At 61.9% G+C, this 22,844-nt stretch carries 20 protein-coding genes; 13 read left to right on the plus strand and 7 right to left on the minus strand.

Going from position 1 to position 22,844, the window contains the following annotated elements; all coding sequences use genetic code 11:
* Nucleotides 1-5: 5 nt before the first annotated feature.
* Nucleotides 6-983 carry an NADPH:quinone reductase gene (locus KJY40_RS01095; protein ID WP_230734469.1) on the minus strand — a complete coding sequence of 326 codons (978 nt, stop codon included), beginning with the start codon at nucleotides 981-983 and terminating at the stop codon, nucleotides 6-8.
* 147 nt (nucleotides 984-1,130) lie between these two features.
* Here KJY40_RS01095 and hemF point away from each other — a divergent pair, with 147 nt between their 5' ends.
* Nucleotides 1,131-2,045, plus strand: coding sequence for an oxygen-dependent coproporphyrinogen oxidase (gene hemF / locus KJY40_RS01100; RefSeq protein ID WP_230734472.1), 915 nt, complete (start codon nucleotides 1,131-1,133; stop codon nucleotides 2,043-2,045).
* A gap of 9 nt (nucleotides 2,046-2,054) precedes the next feature.
* Nucleotides 2,055-2,876: a shikimate dehydrogenase gene (gene aroE, locus KJY40_RS01105; protein WP_064379616.1), complete on the plus strand. Its 822-nt coding sequence runs from the start codon at nucleotides 2,055-2,057 to the stop codon at nucleotides 2,874-2,876.
* Between the two features lie 7 nt (nucleotides 2,877-2,883).
* Here aroE and KJY40_RS01110 read toward each other — a convergent pair whose 3' ends face one another.
* From KJY40_RS01110 to betC, 3 genes are all read right to left on the minus strand, one after another.
* On the minus strand, nucleotides 2,884-4,452 hold the full coding sequence (locus KJY40_RS01110; protein WP_230734473.1) for a SulP family inorganic anion transporter: 1,569 nt from the start codon (nucleotides 4,450-4,452) through the stop codon (nucleotides 2,884-2,886).
* Between the two features lie 102 nt (nucleotides 4,453-4,554).
* A complete protein-coding gene (choX, locus tag KJY40_RS01115; protein ID WP_230734475.1) occupies nucleotides 4,555-5,472 on the minus strand; it encodes a choline ABC transporter substrate-binding protein in 918 nt (305 codons plus the stop codon).
* Between the two features lie 16 nt (nucleotides 5,473-5,488).
* A complete protein-coding gene (gene betC / locus KJY40_RS01120) occupies nucleotides 5,489-7,003 on the minus strand; it encodes a choline-sulfatase (RefSeq protein WP_230734477.1) in 1,515 nt (504 codons plus the stop codon).
* A 114-nt stretch (nucleotides 7,004-7,117) separates the two neighbouring features.
* Between betC and KJY40_RS01125 the strand changes: the two genes are divergently transcribed.
* Together KJY40_RS01125 and KJY40_RS01130 are read left to right on the plus strand one after the other, a co-directional pair.
* On the plus strand, nucleotides 7,118-8,068 hold the full coding sequence (locus KJY40_RS01125) for a choline sulfate utilization transcriptional regulator (RefSeq protein WP_230734479.1): 951 nt from the start codon (nucleotides 7,118-7,120) through the stop codon (nucleotides 8,066-8,068).
* Between the two features lie 90 nt (nucleotides 8,069-8,158).
* The gene (locus KJY40_RS01130) at nucleotides 8,159-8,485 is read left to right on the plus strand and encodes a DOPA 4,5-dioxygenase family protein (protein ID WP_230734481.1); all 327 of its coding nucleotides are present in this window, start codon (nucleotides 8,159-8,161) and stop codon (nucleotides 8,483-8,485) included.
* On the opposite strand, the gene KJY40_RS01135 is transcribed toward KJY40_RS01130, so the two are convergent.
* Nucleotides 8,486-8,887, minus strand: coding sequence for a GFA family protein (locus tag KJY40_RS01135; RefSeq protein WP_230734483.1), 402 nt, complete (start codon nucleotides 8,885-8,887; stop codon nucleotides 8,486-8,488).
* Between the two features lie 324 nt (nucleotides 8,888-9,211).
* Here KJY40_RS01135 and KJY40_RS01140 point away from each other — a divergent pair, with 324 nt between their 5' ends.
* The 9 genes from KJY40_RS01140 to KJY40_RS01180 all read left to right on the plus strand — a co-directional run bounded on the left by KJY40_RS01140 (nucleotide 9,212) and on the right by KJY40_RS01180 (nucleotide 19,386).
* Nucleotides 9,212-10,519 carry a CitMHS family transporter gene (locus KJY40_RS01140; protein WP_007954069.1) on the plus strand — a complete coding sequence of 436 codons (1,308 nt, stop codon included), beginning with the start codon at nucleotides 9,212-9,214 and terminating at the stop codon, nucleotides 10,517-10,519.
* Between the two features lie 71 nt (nucleotides 10,520-10,590).
* Nucleotides 10,591-11,358, plus strand: a complete 768-nt coding sequence (locus KJY40_RS01145) for a TerC family protein (RefSeq protein ID WP_230734485.1) — start codon at nucleotides 10,591-10,593, stop codon at nucleotides 11,356-11,358.
* A 214-nt stretch (nucleotides 11,359-11,572) separates the two neighbouring features.
* A complete protein-coding gene (locus KJY40_RS01150; protein WP_230734487.1) occupies nucleotides 11,573-13,231 on the plus strand; it encodes a Na/Pi cotransporter family protein in 1,659 nt (552 codons plus the stop codon).
* A gap of 94 nt (nucleotides 13,232-13,325) precedes the next feature.
* Nucleotides 13,326-14,717: a M16 family metallopeptidase gene (locus KJY40_RS01155; RefSeq protein ID WP_230734489.1), complete on the plus strand. Its 1,392-nt coding sequence runs from the start codon at nucleotides 13,326-13,328 to the stop codon at nucleotides 14,715-14,717.
* 76 nt (nucleotides 14,718-14,793) lie between these two features.
* Entirely contained in the window at nucleotides 14,794-15,822 is a 1,029-nt protein-coding gene (locus KJY40_RS01160) for a DUF5924 family protein (RefSeq protein ID WP_085690406.1), read from the plus strand.
* A gap of 55 nt (nucleotides 15,823-15,877) precedes the next feature.
* Nucleotides 15,878-17,026: an ABC transporter permease gene (locus tag KJY40_RS01165; protein ID WP_045121722.1), complete on the plus strand. Its 1,149-nt coding sequence runs from the start codon at nucleotides 15,878-15,880 to the stop codon at nucleotides 17,024-17,026.
* Nucleotides 17,023-17,826 carry an ABC transporter ATP-binding protein gene (locus KJY40_RS01170; RefSeq protein WP_007954063.1) on the plus strand — a complete coding sequence of 268 codons (804 nt, stop codon included), beginning with the start codon at nucleotides 17,023-17,025 and terminating at the stop codon, nucleotides 17,824-17,826. The genes KJY40_RS01165 and KJY40_RS01170 overlap by 4 nt, the downstream gene beginning before the upstream one ends.
* Before the next feature lies 1 nt (nucleotide 17,827).
* Nucleotides 17,828-18,766, plus strand: coding sequence for an MlaD family protein (locus KJY40_RS01175; protein WP_230734491.1), 939 nt, complete (start codon nucleotides 17,828-17,830; stop codon nucleotides 18,764-18,766).
* Entirely contained in the window at nucleotides 18,763-19,386 is a 624-nt protein-coding gene (locus KJY40_RS01180; RefSeq protein WP_230734493.1) for an ABC-type transport auxiliary lipoprotein family protein, read from the plus strand. The genes KJY40_RS01175 and KJY40_RS01180 overlap by 4 nt, the downstream gene beginning before the upstream one ends.
* Nucleotides 19,387-19,500: 114 nt before the next feature.
* On the opposite strand, the gene KJY40_RS01185 is transcribed toward KJY40_RS01180, so the two are convergent.
* Nucleotides 19,501-20,730, minus strand: a complete 1,230-nt coding sequence (locus KJY40_RS01185; protein ID WP_230734495.1) for a nucleoside recognition domain-containing protein — start codon at nucleotides 20,728-20,730, stop codon at nucleotides 19,501-19,503.
* Nucleotides 20,731-20,832: 102 nt separating this feature from the next.
* Nucleotides 20,833-22,164: a glutamate/aspartate:proton symporter GltP gene (gltP, locus tag KJY40_RS01190; RefSeq protein WP_007954055.1), complete on the minus strand. Its 1,332-nt coding sequence runs from the start codon at nucleotides 22,162-22,164 to the stop codon at nucleotides 20,833-20,835.
* Nucleotides 22,165-22,844: the final 680 nt, after the last annotated feature.

Raw genomic sequence — 22,844 nt, forward strand, 5'->3', positions numbered from 1 at the left:
GGTGGTCAGGGCAGCAGGACAGTGGAGCCCGTGGTGCGCCGCGCCGACAGCTCTGTCTGCGCTTTAGCCGCGTCTGCCAGCGGATAACGCTGGCTGATATCCACTTTCAGCTTGCCGCTGCTGATCATCCCGAACAGCTCGTCGGCCATGCGCTGCAGGTTTTCGGCGTTGTTGGCGTAGGTCGCCAGGGTCGGCCGGGTGACATACAGCGAACCTTTCGCCGCCAGAATCCCCAGGTTCACGCCGTCCACCGCGCCCGACGCGTTGCCGAAGCTCACCAGCAGGCCACGGGGCGCCACGCTGTCCAGCGACGCCGGCCAGGTGTCCTTGCCGACGCCGTCGTAGACCACCGGGACTTTTTTCCCGTCGGTCAATTCCAGAACCCGTTGGGCGACGTTTTCGTGGCTGTAGTCGATGGTTTCCCAGGCGCCGTGGGCCTGGGCCAGATCGGCTTTGGCTTTCGAGCTGACGGTGCCGATCAGCTTCACGCCCAGAGCCTTGGCCCATTGGCAGGCGAGCAAGCCGACACCGCCGGCTGCTGCGTGGAACAGAATGGTTTCGCCACCCTTGAGTTCGTAGGTCTGGCGCAGCAGGTACTGCACGGTCAGGCCCTTGAGCATCACGCCGGCGGCGGTTTCGAAGCTGATGGCGTCAGGCAGGTGCACCAGATTCGCTTCCGGCAGGACGTGGACGTCGCTGTACGCGCCCAGCGGGCCGCTGCCATAAGCCACGCGGTCACCGACCTTGAACCGGGTGACCTCGCTGCCCACCGCCTCGACAATGCCGGCGCCTTCCGCACCCACGCCCGACGGCAACGCCGGTGGCGCGTAAAGACCGCTGCGGTAGTAGGTGTCGATGAAGTTCAGGCCGATGGCCTTGTTGCTCACGCGAACCTGCAGCGGACCGGGCTCGGCGGGTTGATAGTCAACGTACTCAAGCACTTCGGGGCCGCCGTGGGCGCGGAACTGGATTCGCTTGGCCATCTGCCTACTCCTTGGGTCATTTGGGAAGGTCCCTATCGAACGCTCATGCTTGATCTTCGTCAACTGCGGCGTGCCGGTTTGCGATGGTATGCTACGCGCCCATTTGCGCGGGGTGCCGCGCAGTTCCGCCCGATCCAAGGTGAAGCCATGACGACCCGCACCGACGCCGTAAAGGCCTATCTGCTCGACCTGCAAGACCGCATCTGCGCCGCGCTGGAAACCGAAGACGGTGGCACGCGCTTCGTCGAAGACGCCTGGACCCGTCCGGCCGGCGGTGGCGGTCGGACCCGGGTGATCGAGAACGGCACGGTGATCGAAAAGGGTGGCGTCAACTTTTCCCACGTCTTCGGCAGCGGTTTGCCACCGTCCGCCAGCGCCCATCGGCCGGAGCTGGCCGGGCGTGGTTTCGAAGCCCTCGGCGTGTCGCTGGTGATCCACCCGCACAACCCGCATGTACCGACGTCCCACGCCAACGTGCGTTTTTTCATCGCCGAGAAGGAAGGTGAAGAACCGGTCTGGTGGTTCGGCGGTGGCTTCGATCTGACCCCGTACTACGGCAACGAAGAAGACTGCATCCACTGGCACCGCGTCGCCGAACAGGCCTGCGCGCCGTTCGGCCCGGACGTCTACCCGCGCTACAAGGCCTGGTGCGATACCTATTTCCACATCAAGCACCGCCACGAGCCGCGCGGTATCGGTGGCCTGTTCTTCGATGATCTGAACGAGTGGGACTTCGACACCAGTTTCGCCTTCATGCGCGCCATCGGCGATGCGTACATCGACGCTTACCTGCCGATCGTGCAGCGCCGCAAGAGCGACGCGTTCACCGCCAAGCAGCGCGAGTTCCAGGAATTCCGTCGCGGCCGTTATGTCGAGTTCAACCTGGTTTACGACCGTGGCACCCTGTTCGGCCTGCAATCGGGCGGGCGCACCGAATCGATCCTGATGTCGCTGCCGCCGCAAGTGCGCTGGGCCTACGACTGGAAAGCCGAGCCGGGCAGCGAAGAAGCGCGCCTGACCGAGTACTTCCTGCAAGACCGCGACTGGCTGGCCCAGGCCTGAGGACTTTTGATGGATCGTTACGTCGTTTTCGGTAATCCGATCGGCCACAGCAAGTCGCCGATGATTCACAAACTGTTCGCCGAACAGACCGGGCAGAGCCTCGACTACAGCACCCTGCTGGCGCCGCTCGACGATTTTTCCGGCTGCGCCACGGCGTTTTTCCAGGAAGGTCGCGGCGCGAACGTGACCGTGCCGTTCAAGGAAGACGCCTATCGCCTGGCCAATAGCCTGACCGCCCGCGCCGAACGCGCGGGTGCGGTGAACACTTTGAGCAAACTGGCTGACGGCAGCCTGCTCGGCGATAACACCGACGGCGCCGGGCTGGTGCGGGACCTGACGGTCAACGCCGGGTTCAGCCTTACCGGCAAACGCATTCTGCTGCTTGGCGCCGGTGGCGCAGTGCGCGGTGCGCTGGAGCCGTTGCTGGCGGAAAAACCGGCTTCGGTGATCATCGCCAATCGCACGGTGGACAAGGCCGAGCTGCTGGCCGAACTGTTCTGTGATCTGGGGCCGGTGTCGGCCAGTGGTTACGACTGGTTGCGCGAGCCGGTGGACGTGATCATCAACGCCACTTCCGCCAGCCTCACCGGCGACGTGCCGCCGATTGCCCCAAGCCTGATCGAGCCCGGCAAGACCCTGTGCTACGACATGATGTACGGCAAGGAGCCGACGGCGTTCTGCCGCTGGGCCAGTGAGCACGGAGCAGGCGTGGTGATGGATGGCTTGGGCATGTTGGCCGAGCAGGCTGCCGAAGCGTTCTTCCTGTGGCGCGGTGTACGTCCCGACACGGCGCCGGTTCTGGCGGAATTGCGTCGGCAGTTGGCGCTGTAAGGCGCCCTCAGTCCTCGAAGCGGATCGGGCATTTCTCCGGCCCTTCGAGTTTGCGTAATTCCTCCACCACCTGCGGTCGCGCCTGACGCAAGGTCAGGCTGCGATCCTGGCGCAGCAAACGTCGGGCTTCCTGATGGAGCATTTCCACGCCTGAATAGTCGATGAAGTTGATCTGTTGCGCCTCGATCACCACCCGCGCGCCGTGCATCCGTTGCAGGCGCACTTGCAGGTAGTGGCTGGCGCCGAAAAAGATCGACCCGCCGACCCGCAATACATCGTCTTCGCCATCGCGCCAATGCTGCACTCTGGGCTGCGAAGTGCGCTTGAGGTAGAAAAACAGCGAGGCCAGCACGCCGGCATAGATCGCCGTCTGCAACTCCAGCAACAACGTGGCGACGCAGGTCAGGCTCATCACCACGAACTCGGCCCGGCTGACCCGCAGCAGCGCACGAATGCCTCGATGATCCACCAGTCCCCAGGCGATCAACAGAATGCTGCCGGCCATGGCCGGGATCGGAATGTGCGCGATCAGCCCGGCACCGAAAATCGCGAACAGTGCCACCCACAACGCCGAGAACACCCCGGCCAATGGCGAACAGGCCCCGGCTTCATAGCTCAGCCCGGAACGGGTGAACGAGCCAGCGGACAACGATCCCGAAAAGAACGCCCCGACAATGTTCGAAAGACCCTGCGCGCGGACTTCCTGGTTGGCATCGAGCAGCTGCTGCGAGCGAGTGGATATCGATCGGGCAATCGACAGGCTGGTGACCAGCCCGAGCATGCCCACCGCCACGGCACTGGGCAGCAGGCGCAGGATCAGGTCCATATCCAGCGGTAACCCACTGAACGGCGGCAGGCGTCCGACAAAAGCGCTGACCAGTTGAACGTGGCCGAACATCGCCGGCCACAGCCACACCACTACACTGCCGAGCACCAAGGTCATCAACAGCGTTGGCCAACGCGGCAGCCACTGTTTGAGCAACGCGCCAACCACCACCGTCGCCACACCAAGGACCAGCGACGGTTTATCCACAGCCCCGAAATGGCTCAGCAAATCCATCAGGCTGGCCAGTGCCGTGGCCTTGGCCGGCAGATCCAGTCCCAGCAGGTTCGGCAATTGACCAATGGCAATCACCACCGCCGCGCCGAGGGTGAAACCCAGTACCACCGAATGCGAGACGAAATTCACCAGCGCGCCGAAGCGCAGCAGACCGAGCAGCCACTGGAAAATCCCGGCAAGGAAGGTCAGCAGCAGGATCAGGGTGATGTAGTCCTGAGACGCAGGCACGGCCAGCGGACTGACACTGGCGAACAGCACAATCGAAATCGCCGCCGTCGGGCCGCAGATCAGATGCCACGACGAGCCCCACAGACAAGCGATCAACACCGGGACGATGGCGGCGTAGAGCCCGTATTCCGGTGGGAGACCGGCGATAAGCGCGTAAGCAATCGACTGGGGCAACGCGAGAATCGCCCCGCTGAGCCCAACGACCAGGTCCCGCCCGACGCTGGCGCGGGTCTGCCGCGGCAGCCAGGTCAGGAAGGGGAAAAGTGAGCGACGACTGGGGAGGGCCATGGATCCTCGCGGGTGAAATTTTGCGCATTGTACGCAGCCCGGGACGCGGAGCGTCCATTGCGGCATTCCCACGCAGAGCGTGGGAACGATCGGCCCGCGCAGTTACAGTTTGGCTTTAACCGCCGGCAACGCATCTTTGCCGTCCACGGTCTTCACACCATCAAGCCACTTGTCCAACACCGCCGGATTCGCCTTGATCCAGGCCTTCGCCGCCTCCGCATTGCTGACCTTCTTGTTCACCACCTCGGCCATGATGCTGTTCTCCATCTCCTGAGTGAACGCAAGATTGGTCAGCAATTTACCCACATTCGGACAGGCCTCGGCGTAGCCCTTGCGGGTCAGGGTGTACACGCTACCCGTGTCGCCGAAGTATTTCTCGCCGCCCTTGAGGTAATGCATTTTCAGCTGCACGTTCATCGGGTGCGGGGTCCAGCCGAGGAAGGTGACGAACTTCTGTTTCTTCACCGCCCGCGAGACTTCGGCCAGCATCGCCTGTTCGCTGGACTCGATCAGCTTCCACTGGCCCAGGTCGAAGTCGTTTTTCTTGATGATCTCCTGCAGCGAGATGTTCGCCGGCGCGCCGGAGCCGATGCCGTAAATCTTCTTCTCGAATTTATCGGCGTACTTATTCAGGTCGGCAAAGTTATGCACACCCGCGTCCCACACGTAATCCGGCACGGCCAGGGTGAATTCGGTGCCATCGAGGTTCTTCGCCAGTTGGGTGACGTCGCCAGTGGCGACGAACTTGTCGTAGAAGCCCTGCTGCGCCGGCATCCAGTTGCCGAGGAACACGTCAACCTGGCCATCCTTCAAGCCGCCGAAGGTGATCGGCACCGCGAGGGTGTCGACTTTGGCCTTGTAGCCCATGCCCTCCAGCAGAAACCCGGTGATGGCGTTGGTCGCGGCGATGTCGCTCCAGCCGGGGTCGGCCATTTTCACCGTGTCGCAGCTCTCGGCGAACGCGGATGCGCTGCCCAGTGCCAGCAGACTGACCGTCACGACTGTGGATAACTTGACCATGGACTTCCCCTTAACGTTATTGGTTTTGGCAGGGTTGTGGATAACGGGCCTTGCGCTCCAGGTCATCGAGGTCGATGTGGTTGCGCATGTACTGCTGACTGGCGTCCACCAGCGGCTGGTGATCCCAGCTCTTCAGCTTGCCGATCGTCAGCGCATCGGCGACGAAGCGTCGGCGGCGCTGGCTTTCGAGGACTTCGCGGTGGATCGCCGGTATGTCCCACTTGGCCCGTGCTTCGGCGAGAAAATCGTCGAACAGCTGGCGATGTTGCGGTGATTGGCTGAGTTCTTCCTGTTCGCGTGGATCGTTATCCACATCGAAGAGTAGGCAAGGGTCGGTTTCGCTGTAGATAAATTTGAAGGCGCCACGACGGATCATCATCAGCGGGCTCACTGTGCCTTCGGCCATGTATTCGCCGAACACCTCGTCGTGACCGCCCTGCCCTTGCAGGTGCGGCACCAACGAACGGCCGTCCAGCGGCAGATTCGGTTCCAGGTTGCCGCCGGCCAGTTCAACGAAGGTCGGCAGCAGATCGGCGGTGGAGACGGCAGAGCTGACACGGCCCGATTTGAATTGTCCGGGCGCGCTTATCAACAGGGGCACGCGAGCGGCCATTTCGTACCAGTGCATTTTGTACCAGAGGCCTTTCTCCCCCAGCATGTCGCCATGGTCACCGGAAAACACGATGACGGTGTCGTCCATCAGCCCACAATCTTCGAGGGTTTGCAGAAGTTTGCCGACGTTGGCGTCGATATAACTGCATGCACCGAAGTACGCACGTCGCGCGTCGCGAATCTTATCCACAGGCAGCGGCTTGTCCCACAGGTCGTAGACCTTGAGCAAACGCTGGGAATGCGGATCGAGTGAATGCTGATCCGGCGTCGTCGGAAGCGGGATATCCGCGTCGTCGTACAAATCCCAGAATGCCTTGGGAATCGTGTAGGGGTCGTGGGGATGAGTCATCGACACGGTCAGGCAGAACGGCTGGTCGCCGTCCTCGCGAATATGGTCGAACAGATATTGCTGAGCCTTGAACACCACCTCTTCGTCGAAGTCGAGCTGGTTGGTGCGCACGCACGGCCCGGCCTGCAACACCGAAGACATGTTGTGATACCAGCTCGGCCGTACATCGGGCTCGTCCCAATTCACGGCCCAGCCGTAGTCGGCTGGATAGATGTCACTGGTCAGGCGCTCTTCGTAACCGTGCAGTTGATCGGGGCCGCAGAAATGCATCTTGCCCGACAGCGCGGTGCGGTAACCGAGGCGGCGCAGGTAATGGGCGTAGGTGGGAATGTCGGCGGGGAAATCGGCAGCGTTGTCGTAGGCGCCGATCTTGCTCGGCAACTGGCCGCTGACCAGGGTGAAACGCGACGGCGCGCACAGCGGACTGTTGCAGTACGCGGCATCGAACACCACGCCTTGTTCGGCGAGGCGGCTGAGATTCGGCAGTTTGATCGGCGACGGGCCGTAGAACGGCAACATTGGCGCGGCCATTTGATCGGCCATGATGAAAAGAATGTTCTTGCGCTTCATGTGATCGCGGCATTCCATAGTGAATATTTATGCGACATTGCTGCGATCGAGCATGGATTCCACGCAATATCCGGTAAAGCCCGCGCCGGACAATGACTAGGATAAGCACAGCTTATGTATGAAGCCCTCGGTGATTTGTCGTTGGACCTGCTGCGCGCGTTCGAAGCGGCGGCCCGTCATCGCAGTTTCACTGCCGCGGCTGTGGAGCTTGGCACGACGCAACCGGCGATCAGTCAGCAGATCAAACGGCTGGAAGAACAACTCGGCACACGGCTGTTCGACCGCATCTACCGGGGCATCGAACTGACCGAGGTCGGTTCGATCCTGTTCGAGCAAGTTGCCCTCGGTTTGCAGAACATCGATGCAGGATTGAGCGCGATCAGCACGCAGCAGCAACATGAAGTGCTGCAAGTCGCCACTGATTTCGCCTTTGCCGCCTATTGGCTGATGCCGCGTCTGCACCGCTTCCATGAAGCTTATCCACAGGTGGACGTGAGCCTGGTCACCAGCGAGCGCAATCACAACATGCTGCGCCCGGATATCGACGTTGCCGTGCTGTTCGGCGACGGTCGCTTCAAACAGGGCGAAAGTCACTGGTTGTTCAGCGAAGAAGTGTTTCCGGTGTGCTGCCCGCAGTTGCTCAAGGATCGCTCCCTGCCCTTGCCGGCCCAGGCATTGATGGAGTTTCCGCTGCTGCACCTGCGCGGGGAAAACAGCAGCAACTGGTTCGACTGGAGCGGTCTGTTCCGGGCGCTGAACATCAGCACGCCACCAGCTCCAGGCCAATTGCGCTTCGATAATTACACCTTGTTGATTCAAGCGGCGATTGGCGGTCAGGGCGTGGCCATCGGCTGGCGACACCTTGTGGATAACTTATTAACCCAAGGGCTGTTGTGCCGGCCGATCGCCGAAACCACCCTGTCTCGCCTCGGTTATTACGTGGTGCTGCCGCAGCGCAAACGCCGGGGGGCGTTGATCCAGACGTTCGTGGATTGGCTGATGGCCGAGCAGGCCAGCAGCGCCGAATCACTGGCGGGGCTGCCGCTGCCTTCGATCGCGATATGACGGCTCAAGGGAACGGGCACCCGACTCATGGCACCATAGCGCAACACTTTTACCGCCGTGTATCGGCACTTTTCATGGCTGATGTTTGCGATGCAGACGATCAAGGGTTATCACGCCCACGTTTATTACGACGCCAGCACGATCGAACAGGCGCGGACGCTGTGTGAGGAGGCCGCGCAATTATTCCCATTGAAGATGGGCCGCATGCATGAACGCCCCGTCGGCCCGCATCCGGACTGGAGCTGCCAACTGGCCTTCGGCCCGGAGTTGATTGGTGATGTGTTGCCGTGGCTGGCGCTCAATCGCAAAGGTTTGGTGGTGTTCCTGCACCCGGACACCGGTGATGACTTGCTGGACCACACCGCACACGCCATCTGGATGGGCGCGATGCGGCCGCTGGATCTGTCTATTTTTTAATCAGATGGTTTCTTCGGGCTCGCCCGGCAGATGCTCGTCCAGGTGCAGCCACGGCAACTGGCTGTCGGTCCAGATGTGCCGCTCGGCGGCGGCCTGCTCCGGATGATCCAGGGTGGCGACCGTCAGATCGATGCTCTCGGGACTGAGCAACGTCACTAGCGCCAGTTGTGCGCCGCAGTTCGGACAGAAGAACCGGGCGCAACTGGTCGAGGAGTCGTAGCGTGAAGGTTTCCCCGCCAGCCACTGGAAGTTCGCCGCCGGCAGCGTGATCCAGGTGGTGACGATGCCACCGCTGACCTTTCGACAGATCGAACAATGACAATGGGCGATGTCGTGCAACGCTCCGCTGAACTGATAGCGGATATGTCCGCAGTGACAGCCACCGCCGTGCAAATCAGTCATCGCCCTACCCTCCGCTACCTGTGTTCATTGACTCTAGCCCGCATCCGACGGCCGGTTGGCCGTTCGCCCAAAGCTTTCTTGCGCGAAAGGTAGCTGAAAGGTTCCCCGATTAGGATCGCCCCCACTGCCGGCAACAGACCGGTTGGCCAACGCGTGTGATTGCTCGCACGACAGGCCCAATTAACAACAACAATGGTGATTCTGATGTCCTCTGCAACCCGCCTCCTCGCTGCAACTCCGCTCGTACGCCTCGCGCTTCCCGTTCTGCGCTGATCCAACCCGATCCGCTCACTTACCTAGCCGCGCTACGCCTGGAGTATTCCCATGCTGACTTTCCTTGGCTTCGCCATGGTCATCACGTTCATGTTCCTGATCATGACCAAGCGCCTGTCTGCGCTGATCGCTCTGATCATCATCCCGATCCTGTTCGCCCTGTTCGGTGGTTTCGCCCCGAAGATCGGCCCGATGATGCTCGAAGGTATTACCAAGCTTGCGCCGACCGGCGTGATGCTGATGTTCGCGATTCTGTATTTCGCCCTGATGATCGACTCCGGCCTGTTCGACCCGGCCGTGCGCAAGATCCTCAAACTGGTCAAGGGCGACCCGCTGAAGGTTTCGGTCGGCACCGCCGTACTGGCGCTCGTCGTTTCCCTCGATGGTGACGGTGCGACCACTTACATGATCTGCGTGGCCGCCATGCTGCCGCTGTACAGCCGCATCGGCATGAGCCCGCGAATCATGGCCGGTCTGATCATCCTCGCCGGCGGCGTGATGAACATGACCCCATGGGGTGGCCCGACCGCCCGTGCCGCGAGTGCACTGCACGTGGACCCGTCGGACATCTTCGTACCGATGATCCCGGCGATGGCCGCCGGCGTCGTGGCGATCCTGATCATTGCCTACTTCTACGGCAAACGTGAGCGTGCGCGTCTGGGTGAGCTGCACCTGATCGGCGACGAAATCGATCACAGCGAAATCAGCGTCTCGCAATTCCCGGATGCCCGCCGTCCGAAACTGATCTGGTTCAACGGCCTGCTGACCCTGGCCCTGATGTGCACCCTGATCGCCGGCCTGCTGCCGCTGCCGGTGCTGTTCATGGTGGCGTTCAGTATTGCCATGATCGTCAACTACCCTTGCCTGCAAATGCAGAAGGATCGTGTCGCGGCCCACGCCGGCAGCGTGCTGTCGGTGGTCAGTCTGATCTTCGCGGCGGGCATTTTCACCGGTATCCTGTCGGGCACCGGCATGGTCGATGCCATGTCGAAAAGCCTGCTGGCGGTGATCCCTGATTTCCTCGGCCCGTACCTGGCGGTGATCACGGCGCTGGTGAGCATGCCGTTCACGTTCTTCATGTCGAACGACGCGTTCTACTACGGCGTGTTGCCGGTTTTGTCCGAAGCGGCCAGCCATTACGGCATCACCGCGGTGGAAATGGCCCGTGCCTCCATCGTCGGTCAGCCGGTTCACCTGCTGAGCCCACTGGTGCCGTCGACGTACCTGCTGGTCGCACTGGCGGGGATCGAATTCGGCGATCACCAGCGTTTCACTCTGAAGTGGGCAGTGCTGGTCTGCCTGTGCATACTGGTCGCCGCCTTGCTGTTGGGGACATTCCCGCTGTTCAGCACGTTGTAACGGCACCAAACTCACCCGGACGCCAGCTGATTGCTGGCGTCCTGGTTTAACACTCGCTCAAAGGAATACACATGGAATGGCTGACCAACCCTGAGATCTGGGTTGCCTTCTTCACCCTGACCGCCCTGGAAATCGTTCTGGGCATCGATAACATCATCATGATTTCGATCCTGGTCAGCCGCATGCCCAAACACATGCAGCAGCGCACCCGGATCTTCGGTCTTGGCCTGGCCATGATCACGCGGATCCTGTTGCTGCTGTCGATCACCTGGGTCATGCGCCTCACCGCCGACCTGTTCGAAGTGTTCGGCCAGGGCATTTCCGGCCGTGACCTGATCCTGTTCTTCGGTGGCCTGTTCCTGCTGTGGAAAAGCTCCCAGGAGATGTACCACGCGCTGGAAGGTGAAGACGAAAGCGACGAGACGCCTGGCGGCAAGGGCGGCAACTTCCTCTACACCATCATCCAGATCGCGATCATCGACATCGTGTTCTCGCTGGACTCGGTGATCACGGCCGTCGGCATGGTGTCCCACGTCCCTGTGATGGTCGCGGCGATCATCGTGGCGGTGCTGGTGATGATGGCGGCCTCGGGCAAGATCAGCGAATTCATCGACAAGCACCCGTCGCTGAAAATGCTCGCGCTGTCGTTCCTGCTGGTGGTCGGCACCGTGCTGATTGCCGAATCGTTCGACGTGCACGTACCGAAAGGCTACGTCTACTTCGCCATGGCGTTCTCGCTGGCGGTCGAAGCGATCAACATCAAGATGCGCACCGCCATCGCGAAAAAACGCAAACAGCAGGATCCGGTGAAACTGCGCAAGGACATTCCGGGTCAGTAACCCGAACGCTGCGCAACAGATCAAAGGGCCTTCGGGCCCTTTTTTCATGGCTGCATGAACCTGTTTTCATGACACTTTTGTTTCAATCACCGCTTTAGCTGTGCAATGCTGGCGCCCAGACCGTTAGCCAACTACAGCTTAAGTATCAGAACGTAGAAATTGCGCGGTACCGTCAACTTGCCCCTCTGGGGCGCTGCTATTACAGGGGGTCTGCATGCTCACCCTGCTCAATCTGCTCTCTGCCGTGGCCCTGCTGATCTGGGGCACGCACATCGTCCGAACCGGCATCCTGCGGGTGTACGGCACCAATCTGCGGCACGTGATCGGCCAGAACATGTCCAGACGCTGGCTGGCCTTTGTCGCCGGCATCCTCGTGACCGCGATGGTGCAGAGCAGTAACGCGACTGCCATGCTCGTGACGTCGTTTGTCGGTCAGGGCTTGATGGCGTTGACTCCGGCCCTGGCAACCATGCTCGGCGCCGATGTCGGTACGGCGCTGATGGCGCGGGTGCTGACGTTCGACCTGTCGTGGCTGTCGCCGCTGCTGATTTTCCTCGGGGTGATTTTCTTTCTGTCGCGCAAACAGACCCGGCTCGGGCAGATGGGCCGAGTGGCCATCGGGCTGGGGCTGATCATTCTGGCGCTGCAACTGATCGTCGAGGCCGCTGCGCCGATCACCCATGCTCAAGGGGTGAAGGTGATTTTCGCCTCGCTGACGGGCGATATCCTGCTCGACGCCTTGGTCGGCGCGCTGTTCGCGATGATTTCCTACTCCAGCCTCGCCGCCGTGCTGCTGACCGCCACCCTCGCCGGCGCTGCGGTGATCAGTCTGCCGGTGGCGATCGGTCTGGTGATCGGCGCAAACATCGGCAGTGGCGTGCTGGCATTCATGAGCACCAGCATGCAGAACGCCGCCGGCCGGCAGGTGGCGCTGGGCAGCCTGCTGTACAAGCTGATCGGGCTGCTGCTGATCATTCCGGTGCTCGACCCGCTGGTGCACTGGATCGACAGCCTGGATTTCAGCCCGCAGGAAATGGTTATCGGCTTCCACCTGCTCTACAACACCGCGCGTTGCCTGATCCTGCTACCGAGCGTCGGGCCGATGGCGCGGCTGTGCGCCTGGCTGCTGCCGGAGCGCCCGGAGGTCAACGGTACCGCCAAGCCGCGTCACCTCGACGCTACCGCGCTGGTCACGCCGAGCCTGGCACTGGCCAACGCCGCCCGGGAAACCCTGCGCATGGGCGACCTGATCGACAACATGCTCGATGCGACCCTCGACGTGCTGCGCGGCAAACAGACCGCCATCACCCAGGAAATGCGCAAGCTGACCGATGACATCGAAGCGCTGTACAGCGCGATCAAGTTGTACCTGGCGCAGATGCCCCGCGAAGATCTCGGCGAACAGGACAGTCGGCGCTGGGCGGAGATCATCGAGCTGGCGATCAACCTCAAACTGGCCAGCGACCTGATCGAACGCATGCTGCGCAAAGTGCAGCAGCAGAAGACTTCGCAACGCCGGTCGTTCTCCGAAGACGGGCTGGAAGAACTGGCCGGCCTGCACCAGCAATTGATCGCCAATCTGCGACTTGGGCTGTCGGTGTTTCTCAGCGGCGACAAGGAAAGCGCCCGCCAGTTGCTGCGCGAGAAACGTCGCTTTCGCGCACAGGAACGGCGTCTGGCCCACGCCCATGTCAGCCGGTTGCAACGTAAGATCGTGCAGAGTATCGAGACCAGTTCGTTGCACCTGGAGTTGATTGCCGACATGAAACGCCTGAACTCGCTGTTCTGCAGCAGCGCCTATGTGGTGTTGGAAACTTCCGATACCGGCGCGCTGGCGGCGGACGATATGGCGGACATCACGCATTCGCCTTGAACGTCTGGGGTTGTGGTCAGTCAGTAACTCAAGGTTCGGCCTCACGGCCGGACTGACGACACGGATCTCCAATTCAGCCGTATGGAAGCTCGTTATGCGTTGCCTGTTGTTCGCCTGTCTGTTGCTCGGTTCCCTGCCCGCCTTCGCCCTGGATCGTTTTCAGGTCGAAGGCTATGCGCTGCCCAACGGTTTGCAATTGCTGCTCAAGCCTGGCACCGAGCGTGGGCACGTGGCGATCCGGCTGGTGATCGGTGTCGGTCTCGACGATTTCGACTGCAATGAAAAGGAGCTGCCGCACCTGCTCGAACACTTGCTGTTCAGCGGCATCGACGCCACCGGCGAAGGTGGCCTCGAAGAACGCATGCAGGCCCTCGGCGGCGACTGGAACGCCTTCACCAGCAACGCCGACACCACCTTCGTCATCGAAGCACCGGCGAAAAACCAGCGCAAGGTCCTCGACTTGCTGCTGGACCTGCTGACCCAGACCCGCTTCGACGACAACGCGATCAACGCCGCCAAACGGGTGGTCGAGCGTGAGGACGGCGGCCATTACACCCGGCTGCAACGCTTTCTCGACCGGCAGGACCTGGGCCACACCGCGAGCAATCAACTGGCGGTCGAACTGGGCCTTAAATGCCCGCAGCGGGCCGAGGTCGATGGCCTGACCCGCGAACAGCTGGAGAAGGTGCGCAAGGCCTGGTACGCGCCGAACAACATGACCCTGATTGTCGTTGGCGACCTCGACAAACTGCTGCCGGCCTATCTGGAACGGGCATGGGGCGCGCTGGAAGCGGTCGATCCGAGCGAACACCGCCCGTTGCCGGACATCCGCGCCAGCGCCGCCCACGAACGTACGATCACTCGCGGCTTCATCGGCAACAGCGCCAAGCTGCACTGGCTGGTGCCGGAGCCGGTGCTGGACGATCAGTACGACGAAACCTTCGACCTGCTCAAGGAATACCTGGAGTGGGCGCTGTACCGCCAGTTGCGCCTGAACCACGGTTTGTCCTACGGGCCGTGGGCCGAGCGCGAAGTGTTCGGCGGCGTCGGTTTCATGAGCCTCAACGCCGATCTTGATCGCGGTGATATCGCCGAAGCCGAACAAGTGCTGGAAGACCTCAAGGCCGACCTGCTGAAAAACGGCCTCGACGCCGACACCTTCAATCGCTTGAAACAAGCCGCCATCGCCCACCAGGCCTGGGCCGTGCAAGGCACCAGCGCCATGGCCGACTATTACTGGAGCGCGCTGGGCGACTACGAGGACGGGCGCTTTGCCGATCCTGCGCGGGAGCTGCAAGGCGTGACGCTGGAGGCGGCGAACAAGGCCATGCGCGAGTTGTTGCTGCAACCGGGTTATCTGCGGATCGAGAAACCGCTGCTCAGCGACGATCAGGTGTTGTGGCTGCTGGCGGGCGGATTGGGCGTGCTGGTGCTGATGCTGCTCGGCTGGCGCCTGCATCGGCGCAAGTCCGTGGATCCAGACTGACCGGCAGCCTCGCCACACGGCCCGGCGGGCGGTACTCTGTCGAGGTTTTTTTCCTATCCAGTCGTGAACCGCCCAAATGTCTAAATTGACCCTCCTGATCCAGCGCATTCTCGAACTGATGAAGCGCTACCCCGGGGTCATTGCGCTCGGTGGTTTCATCTCCGGGGTCGGCAGCTTCATTCTGGTCGACCGGCAACAGGGGCTGGCGAGCTGGATCACCACGATCATGCTGCTGAGCTGGATCTGGCTGATGCTGGAAAACAGCCTGACCAAACTGTTCACGCGGATCTTCAAACGGGAAATCCCCCAGCCGCTGCTGCGTTACGCGACGCAGATGATCCACCAGGAAAGCCTGTTTTTCGTCCTGCCGTTCTTCTTCATCACCACCACCTGGAACAGCGGCCAGCTGTTTTTCACCGGGCTGTTGTGCATCGCGGCGCTGATCTCGATCGTCGACCCGCTCTACTACAAGTGGCTGGCGCCACGGCGCTGGGCGTTCCTCGCACTGCACACCCTGACCCTGTTCGCTGCCCTGCTCACCGCGCTGCCGGTGATCATGCACCTGACCACCTCGCAAAGCTTCAAATGGGCGCTGGGGATTGCGGTGGTGTTGTCGTTCCCGAGCCTGGCGTCGATCTTCCCGATTCGCACCGTACGCAACGCGCTGGCGATCCTCAGCATCACCATCGGGATCGGCGGCGTGGGCTGGGTCCTGCGTTCGTGGGTGCCACCGGCGACACTGTGGATGACCGACGTGGCGATCAGCACTCAGGTGCAGGATCGGGTTCCGGGCGCCAGCCTCAAGGAAGTCAGCGCCGAGCAGATCCGTGGCGGCGGGCTCTACGCCTACACCGCGATCAACGCCCCGCGCGGGCTCGACGAGCGGATTTATCACGTCTGGCAGTTCAACGGCAAAGAGGTCGACCGCATCGCCCTCGACATCCACGGCGGGCGCAAGGAAGGCTACCGGGCCTGGACCCACAAGCAGAACTTCCCCGGCAACCCGGCGGGCAAATGGCAGGTGCGGGTGTTGACCGAGGACGGTCAGGTAATCGGCGTGCTGCGTTTCGAGGTCACGGACAGCACACCGACCAAAGAAAAGTAACCGTGTTCGTGCTATTACGTATGCCAGCGTATTTAGCCGAACAAGCACGGAGCTTATGACCAGCAGCCCAATGACCGGCAGTGCCCGCCTGGACACCTCGATCACCCCTGCCCGCCTGCGGGTGACCGGGGACTGGACGCTTGCCCACTACGCCGACCTCAAGCAACTGAGCGAAACGCTCCACGGCCAGTACGACGCCAACACCCCCATCGATCTCAACGGCCTCGGTGCCCTCGATACCGCCGGCGCGTCGCTGCTGGTGGAACTGCTCGGCTCCGAGCGGCTGGGCAAGTCCGCCGAACACCCCGACTGCACGATTTCCAGCGCCGACCGCGCCTTGCTGCAGACCGTGTATCGCTCGCTGACCGACTTCTGCGTGCCGATCAAGGAACCGGAAATCAGCGTCAGCGTGCAATTGCTGACCCGCATCGGCCGGGCCGTCGACACGGTCTGGCAGGACACGCTGCAGCTGCTCGGCTTCGTCGGCCTGATCCTCGAAACTATCGCCCGCAGCCTGTTCCGCCCCAAGCGCTGGCGGATCACGCCGATGATTGCGCACATCGAACAGACCGGCCTCGACGCCGCGCCCATCGTCGCGTTGCTGACCTTTCTGGTGGGCGCGGTGGTGGCGTTCCTCGGGGCGACGGTGCTGGCCAGTTTCGGCGCCAGCGTGTTCACCGTGGACCTGGTGGGCTTCGCCTTCCTGCGCGAGTTCGGCGTGTTGCTCACAGCGATCCTGATGGCTGGCCGCACCGCCAGTGCCTTTACCGCACAAATTGGCTCGATGAAGGCCAACGAGGAAATCGACGCGATTCGCACCCTCGGCCTCGATCCCATGGAATTGCTGGTGGTGCCACGGGTGCTGGCGCTGCTGGTGGCGCTGCCGATGCTGACCTTTCTGGCGATGATCTGCGGGATCGTCGGCGGCGCTGTGGTCTGCGCGGTGTCGCTGGATATTTCGCCGGCGATGTTCCTGTCGCTGCTGCAAAGCGACATAGGGATTCAACATTTCCTGGTTGGCCTGGTCAAAGCCCCGATCTTTGCGTTCCTGATTGCCGCCATCGGCTGTCTGGAAGGCTTCAAGGTCAGCGGCAGCGCCGAATCGGTCGGCGCCCACACCACCTCCAGTGTGGTGCAATCGATTTTCGTGGTGATCGTGCTCGATGCGGTCGCCGCGCTGTTTTTCATGGAGATGGGCTGGTGAGTCGTCTACCCCGCGCGCCCTCCGAGGCGGTGATCGAAGTCCGTGGCCTGTGCAATCGCTTCGGCAGCCAGAGCGTGCACGAGAACCTCGACCTGGACTTGTACAAAGGCGAGATCCTGGCCGTGGTCGGCGGCTCCGGCAGCGGCAAATCGGTGTTGCTGCGCAGCATCGTCGGCTTGCGCCGGCCCAGCGAAGGCATGGTCAAGGTCTTCGGCCAGAACCTGCCGAGCCTGCCGGAGCATGAGCGTTCGCTGATCGAGCGGCGTTTCGGCGTGCTGTTTCAGAAAGGCGCGCTGTTCTCATCGCTGACGGTGACCGAGAACGTCGCCCTGCCCCTGATTGAGCACGCCGGCCTCAGCCGCGACGACGCCGAGCATCTGGCGGCGGTGAAGCTGGCGCTGGCCGGGCTGCCGCTGTCGGCGGCGGACAAGTACCCGGCCTCGCTGTCCGGCGGCATGATCAAGCGCGCGGCACTGGCCCGGGCGCTGGCGCTGGACCCGGACATCCTGTTTCTCGATGAGCCCACCGCCGGCCTCGATCCGATTGGCGCGGCGCAGTTCGACCAATTGATCCTGACCCTGCGCGACGCGCTGGGCCTGAGCGTGTTTCTGGTGACCCACGACCTCGACACGCTCTACACCATCACCGACCGCGTCGCGGTACTGGCGCAGAAGAAAGTGCTGGTGGCCGGTCCCATCGACGTGGTCTCGGAAACCGATGACGCGTGGATTCACGAATACTTCCACGGCCCTCGCGGCCGCTCGGCGCTGGACGCCGCCAAACAGCTCAACGAGGTCTGACATGGAAACCCGAGCCCATCATGTATTGATCGGCCTGTTCACGGTGATTGTGGTGGCAGGCGCCCTGCTCTTCGGTCTGTGGCTGGCCAAGTCCAGTGTCGACACCGAGTTCAAGGATTACGAAGTCGTCTTCAACGAGGCGGTCAGCGGGCTGTCCCGGGGCAGTCCGGTGCAGTACAGCGGGATCAAGGTCGGCGACGTGGTCAGCCTGCGCCTCGACCCGAAGGACCCGCGTCGAGTGCTGGCACGCATTCGCCTGGCCGGCGACACGCCGGTCAAGGAAGACACCGAGGCCAAACTGGCCCTGGCCGGGATCACCGGCACGTCGATCATCCAGCTCAGCGGTGGCACGCCGCAAAGCCCGAAACTCAAGGGCCATGACGGCAATCTGCCGACGATTGTCGCCTCTCCCTCGCCCATCTCGCGGCTGCTCAATGACAGCAACGACTTGATGAGCGGTGTCAGCACGCTGCTGAACAATGCCAATCAGATGTTCTCCGCCGACAACATCGAGCGCGTGAGCAAAACCCTTGAGCATCTGGAGCAGACCACCGGTTCGATCAACGATCAGCGCGGTGATTTGCGTCAGGCCATGCAGCAACTGGCGACGGTCGGCAAACAGGCCGGCAACATGCTCGAACAGACTTCGGCGCTGATGCGCAACGCCAATGGTCTGCTCAACGATCAGGGCAAGCAGGCCCTGGGCAGTGCCGAACAGGCGATGAAATCCCTGGAGCAAAGCAGCGCCACCATCAACGGCCTGTTGAGCAAGAACCAGAACTCCCTCGACAGCGGCATGCAGGGTCTCAACGGTCTGGCCCCGGCGATCCGCGAACTGCGTGAAACCCTGAACTCGCTGCGCGCCATTTCCCAACGCCTGGAGGCCAACCCCAGCGGTTACCTGCTGGGCAGTGACAAGAACAAGGAGTTCACGCCATGAAGCTGACTCGCCTCGCCCTTCTCGCCGGCTTCACGCTGATCAGCGCGTGCTCGATCCTGCCCAAGTCCGAGCCGCTGGACGTCTATCGCTTGCCGGCGGCACAGGCGCCCGCCTCGGCCGGTTCGGCGGCTGCTCAGCACTGGTCGCTGCGTCTGAACAAATTGCAGGCCAGCGAAGCGCTGAACCGGCCGGGCATCGCGGTGATTCCTCAGGGTGACGTGATCAGCACTTATAAGGCCTCGCGCTGGAGCGATCCGGCGCCGGTGCTATTGCGCAATCGCCTGCTCGATGGATTCCAGCGCGATGGCCGTGTATCGCTGCTGAGCACCGACGACAGCAACTTCCAGGCGGACCTGGAACTGGGCGGCAGCTTGCAGGCGTTTCAGACCGAGTATCAGGGCACGCAGGCCAGCGTGGTGGTGCGCGTCGATGCGTTGCTGGTGCGCGGTTACGACCAGCGGATTCTCGCCAGTCGCCGCTTCGAAGAGCGTCAGCCGCTCAATGATGTGAAAGTCCCGGCGGTGGTGGCCGGATTCGGTCAGGCCAGTGATCGCCTCACCGCGAAGGTCGTGGCGTGGGCCGTCGAACAGGGCCAGAAATTTGCCCCCGCAAAACCCTGATTCACCGTAGCCCCTGTGGGAGCGGGCTTGCCCGCGATGGCGGTGTGTCAGTCACCAGAAATTCTGGATGTGCGGCCCTCTTCGCGGGCAAGCCCGCTCCCACAGGGTTTTCAATCAGCCGAAGAACCAGTAGCAGACGCCTATTGCGCCGAGCACACCGGCCAGCTCCGCCAGCAGCGCGCAACCCACGGCGTGCCGGGCGCGCTGGATGCCCACCGCGCCGAAGTACACCGCCAATACGTAGAACGTGGTTTCTGTGCTGCCCTGAATCGTCGCGGCCACCAGCGCCGGGAAGCTGTCCACGCCCGAGGTCTTCATCGTTTCGATCAGCATCGCCCGGGCGGCGCTGCCGGAGAACGGTTTGACCATGGCGGTCGGCAGCGCGTCGACGAAACGCGTGTCCCACCCTGCCCACTCCACCAGATGGCGAATGCCGTCGAGGCCGAAGTCCAGCGCGCCCGAGGCGCGCAATACGCCGACCGCGCAGAGCATCGCCACCAGATACGGCAGCAGATTCTTGGCAACGTCGAAACCTTCCTTCGCCCCTTCGACGAACGCCTCGTAGACCTTCACCTTGCGCAATGCACCGATCACCAAAAACAGCATGATCAGGCCGAACAGCGTCAGGTTGCCGAGGATCGACGACAGGCCCGCCAATGCGGTGGCCGACATCGTCGCCAGCAGCGCCATGAAGCCGCCGAGGATCAGCGCGCCGGGAATCAGGTAAGCCAGCACCACCGGGTCCCAGACCCGCAGGCGCTGCATGAACGCCACCGACAGGAAGCCGACGATGGTCGAGCAGCTGGTGGCCAGCAGGATCGGCAGGAACACCAGCGTCGGGTCCGGCGCGCCTTGCTGGGCGCGGTACATGAAGATCGTTACCGGCAACAGGGTCAGGGAAGATGCGTTGAGTACCAGGAACAGGATCTGCGCGTTGCTGGCGATGGTCGAGCTGGGGTTGAGCTCTTGCAGCGCCTTCATGGCTTTAAGGCCGATCGGCGTGGCGGCATTGTCCAGACCCAGGCCGTTGGCGGCGAAGTTCAGGGTGATCAGGCCGATGGCCGGGTGCCCCGCCGGCACTTCCGGCATCAGCCGCAGGAACAGCGGGCCCAGCGCTTTGGCCAGCCATTCGACGATCCCGGCCTTTTCGGCGATGCGCAGAAAGCCCAGCCACAGGGTCAGCGTGCCGAACAGCAGCACCATGACTTCGACCGACAGCTTGGCCATGGCAAAAATGCTTTCCACCATCGCCGCGAAGATCCCGGCGTTGCCACCGATCAGCCATTGCCCCAGCGCCGAAACGGCTGCCACGATGAAGAAGCCAAGCCACAGGCCATTAAGCATCAGTCAAATCCCCCGGAAGATGCGGCGAATGATAGCGGGGTCGCCAGAAACGACAAACCCCGGATTTCTCCGGGGTTTGTCAGGGTGCCTTGCAGGCGGGGATCAGTTGTTTGAAACGTCACCGGCCGGCAGTTTTTCCTTGCTGCGCCAGTGCGGCAGCGAGTTCCAGTAGCGCTGGCCCTTGGCGTCGTCGTACATGCCTTCCCAACGGGCGATGACCAGTACGGCGAGGGCATTGCCGATCACGTTCAGGGCGGTACGCGCCATGTCCATCACACGGTCGACACCGGCGATGAAGGCCAGGCCTTCCAGCGGGATACCCACGCTGCCCAGAGTGGCCAGCAGCACCACGAAGGACACGCCCGGTACGCCGGCGATGCCTTTGGAAGTCACCATCAGGGTCAGGACCAGCAGCAGTTGCTGGCTGATCGACAGGTCGATGCCGTACAGCTGAGCGATGAAGATCGCCGCGATGGACTGGTACAGGGTCGAACCGTCGAGGTTGAACGAGTAACCGGTCGGTACCACGAAGCTGCAGATGGCTTTCGGTGCGCCGTAGGCTTCCATCTTCTCGATCACGCGTGGCAGCACGGTTTCCGAGGAAGCGGTGGAGTAAGCCAGCACCAGCTCATCCTTGAAGATGCGCATCAGCTTGATCACCGAGAAACCGAACATCTTGGCGATCAGGCCCAGAATCACGAAGGCGAAGAAGGCGATGGCGACGTAAACCAGGATCACCAGCTTGGCCAGCGGCAGCAGCGAAGCGAAACCGAAGTTGGCCACGGTCACCGCGATCAGTGCGAACACGCCGATCGGGGCGTAGTTCATGATCATGTGGGTGACTTTGAACATACTTTCCGAGACGCCCTGGAACATCTTCACCAGCGGCTCGCGCAGGTCCGACTGCAGGCTCGACAGACCGAGACCGAACAGCACGGAGAAGAAGATGATCGGCAGCATCTCGCCGCGGGCCATGGCCGCGAAAATGTTCGACGGGATCAGGTTGAGGATGGTCTCGATGAACGCATGTTCATGCTGCACTTCGGCGGCGGTCGCCTGGTACTTGGAGATGTCCACAGTGCCCAGGGTGCTCATGTCGATGCCGGCACCCGGATGGAACAGGTTGGCCAGCAGCAGGCCGACGACGATGGCGATGGTGGTGACGATTTCGAAGTAGATGATGGTCTTCAGGCCGATGCGCCCGAGCTTCTTGGCGTCGCCCACGCCGGCGATGCCGACGATCAGGGAAGAGATGACGATCGGGATCACGATCATCTTGATCAGACGGATAAAGATATCGCCTGCCGGTTGCAGGACGTTGCTGATCCACCAGGCCTTCTCGGCACTGAAATGGTTGAGCAACGCACCGATTGCAATCCCCAACACCAGACCGATGAGGATCTGCCAGGCGAGGCTAAGCTTTGCCTTCTTCATTATCTTTACCCTTACTTGCGTTTGACTCAGGCACATGCAGGAACTGGAACGCTCATCAGCGGAAAAGTCTGTGCATCTGCCTCCGTATAAGGTGCCCCGAAGCGCGTGTTTACGGCTCTCCGGCAGGCGAAAAAAGGCGCAACTATTCCGATGCAAGGTTGCGCCGTCTAATGCCGTAAACGCCTACCCTATGCCGAATCGGCATGAGCTTTTTTAAATGAAACTGGCGTCCCAACCGGTTCGAATACGACATTTCGGCAGGCATAAGTGCCGTGAACCGGCCATTACAGCGTAGGTTGGTTATTTTTTGAACGAGTGATTTCGACGAAAAATTTAGGAAAAAGCCTACGTACGGAAACTAAATGTCCGACTTGGTGGATCGACTCTTTCTCGATATACGGTCGCCAGGAAACACCGCGAAATGCTTTCGCACGCAGTGTGGGCGATAAAAATGAAGAGCAGAACGCTCTGGATCAACGTTTTGTCACGTTGAAAGCTCAGCGCAAGTCCGTCGAACCGCTTCGGTTGGCGAACTTGCGTCGCAGCTTTTACCCTGACCCGGCCCTCATCGCAGGCACTCCCTGTACCCGTAGGTCACTCCGACCCTGCAACAGTCAGAACGTCCCGGCCCCCTGGTCATGCACCGGCCTTCCTCGGGCCGACGCAATGGAGGACAGCTT

Origin of the sequence: Pseudomonas fitomaticsae (genome assembly GCF_021018765.1) — a bacterium.
Lineage (GTDB): Bacteria > Pseudomonadota > Gammaproteobacteria > Pseudomonadales > Pseudomonadaceae > Aquipseudomonas > Aquipseudomonas fitomaticsae.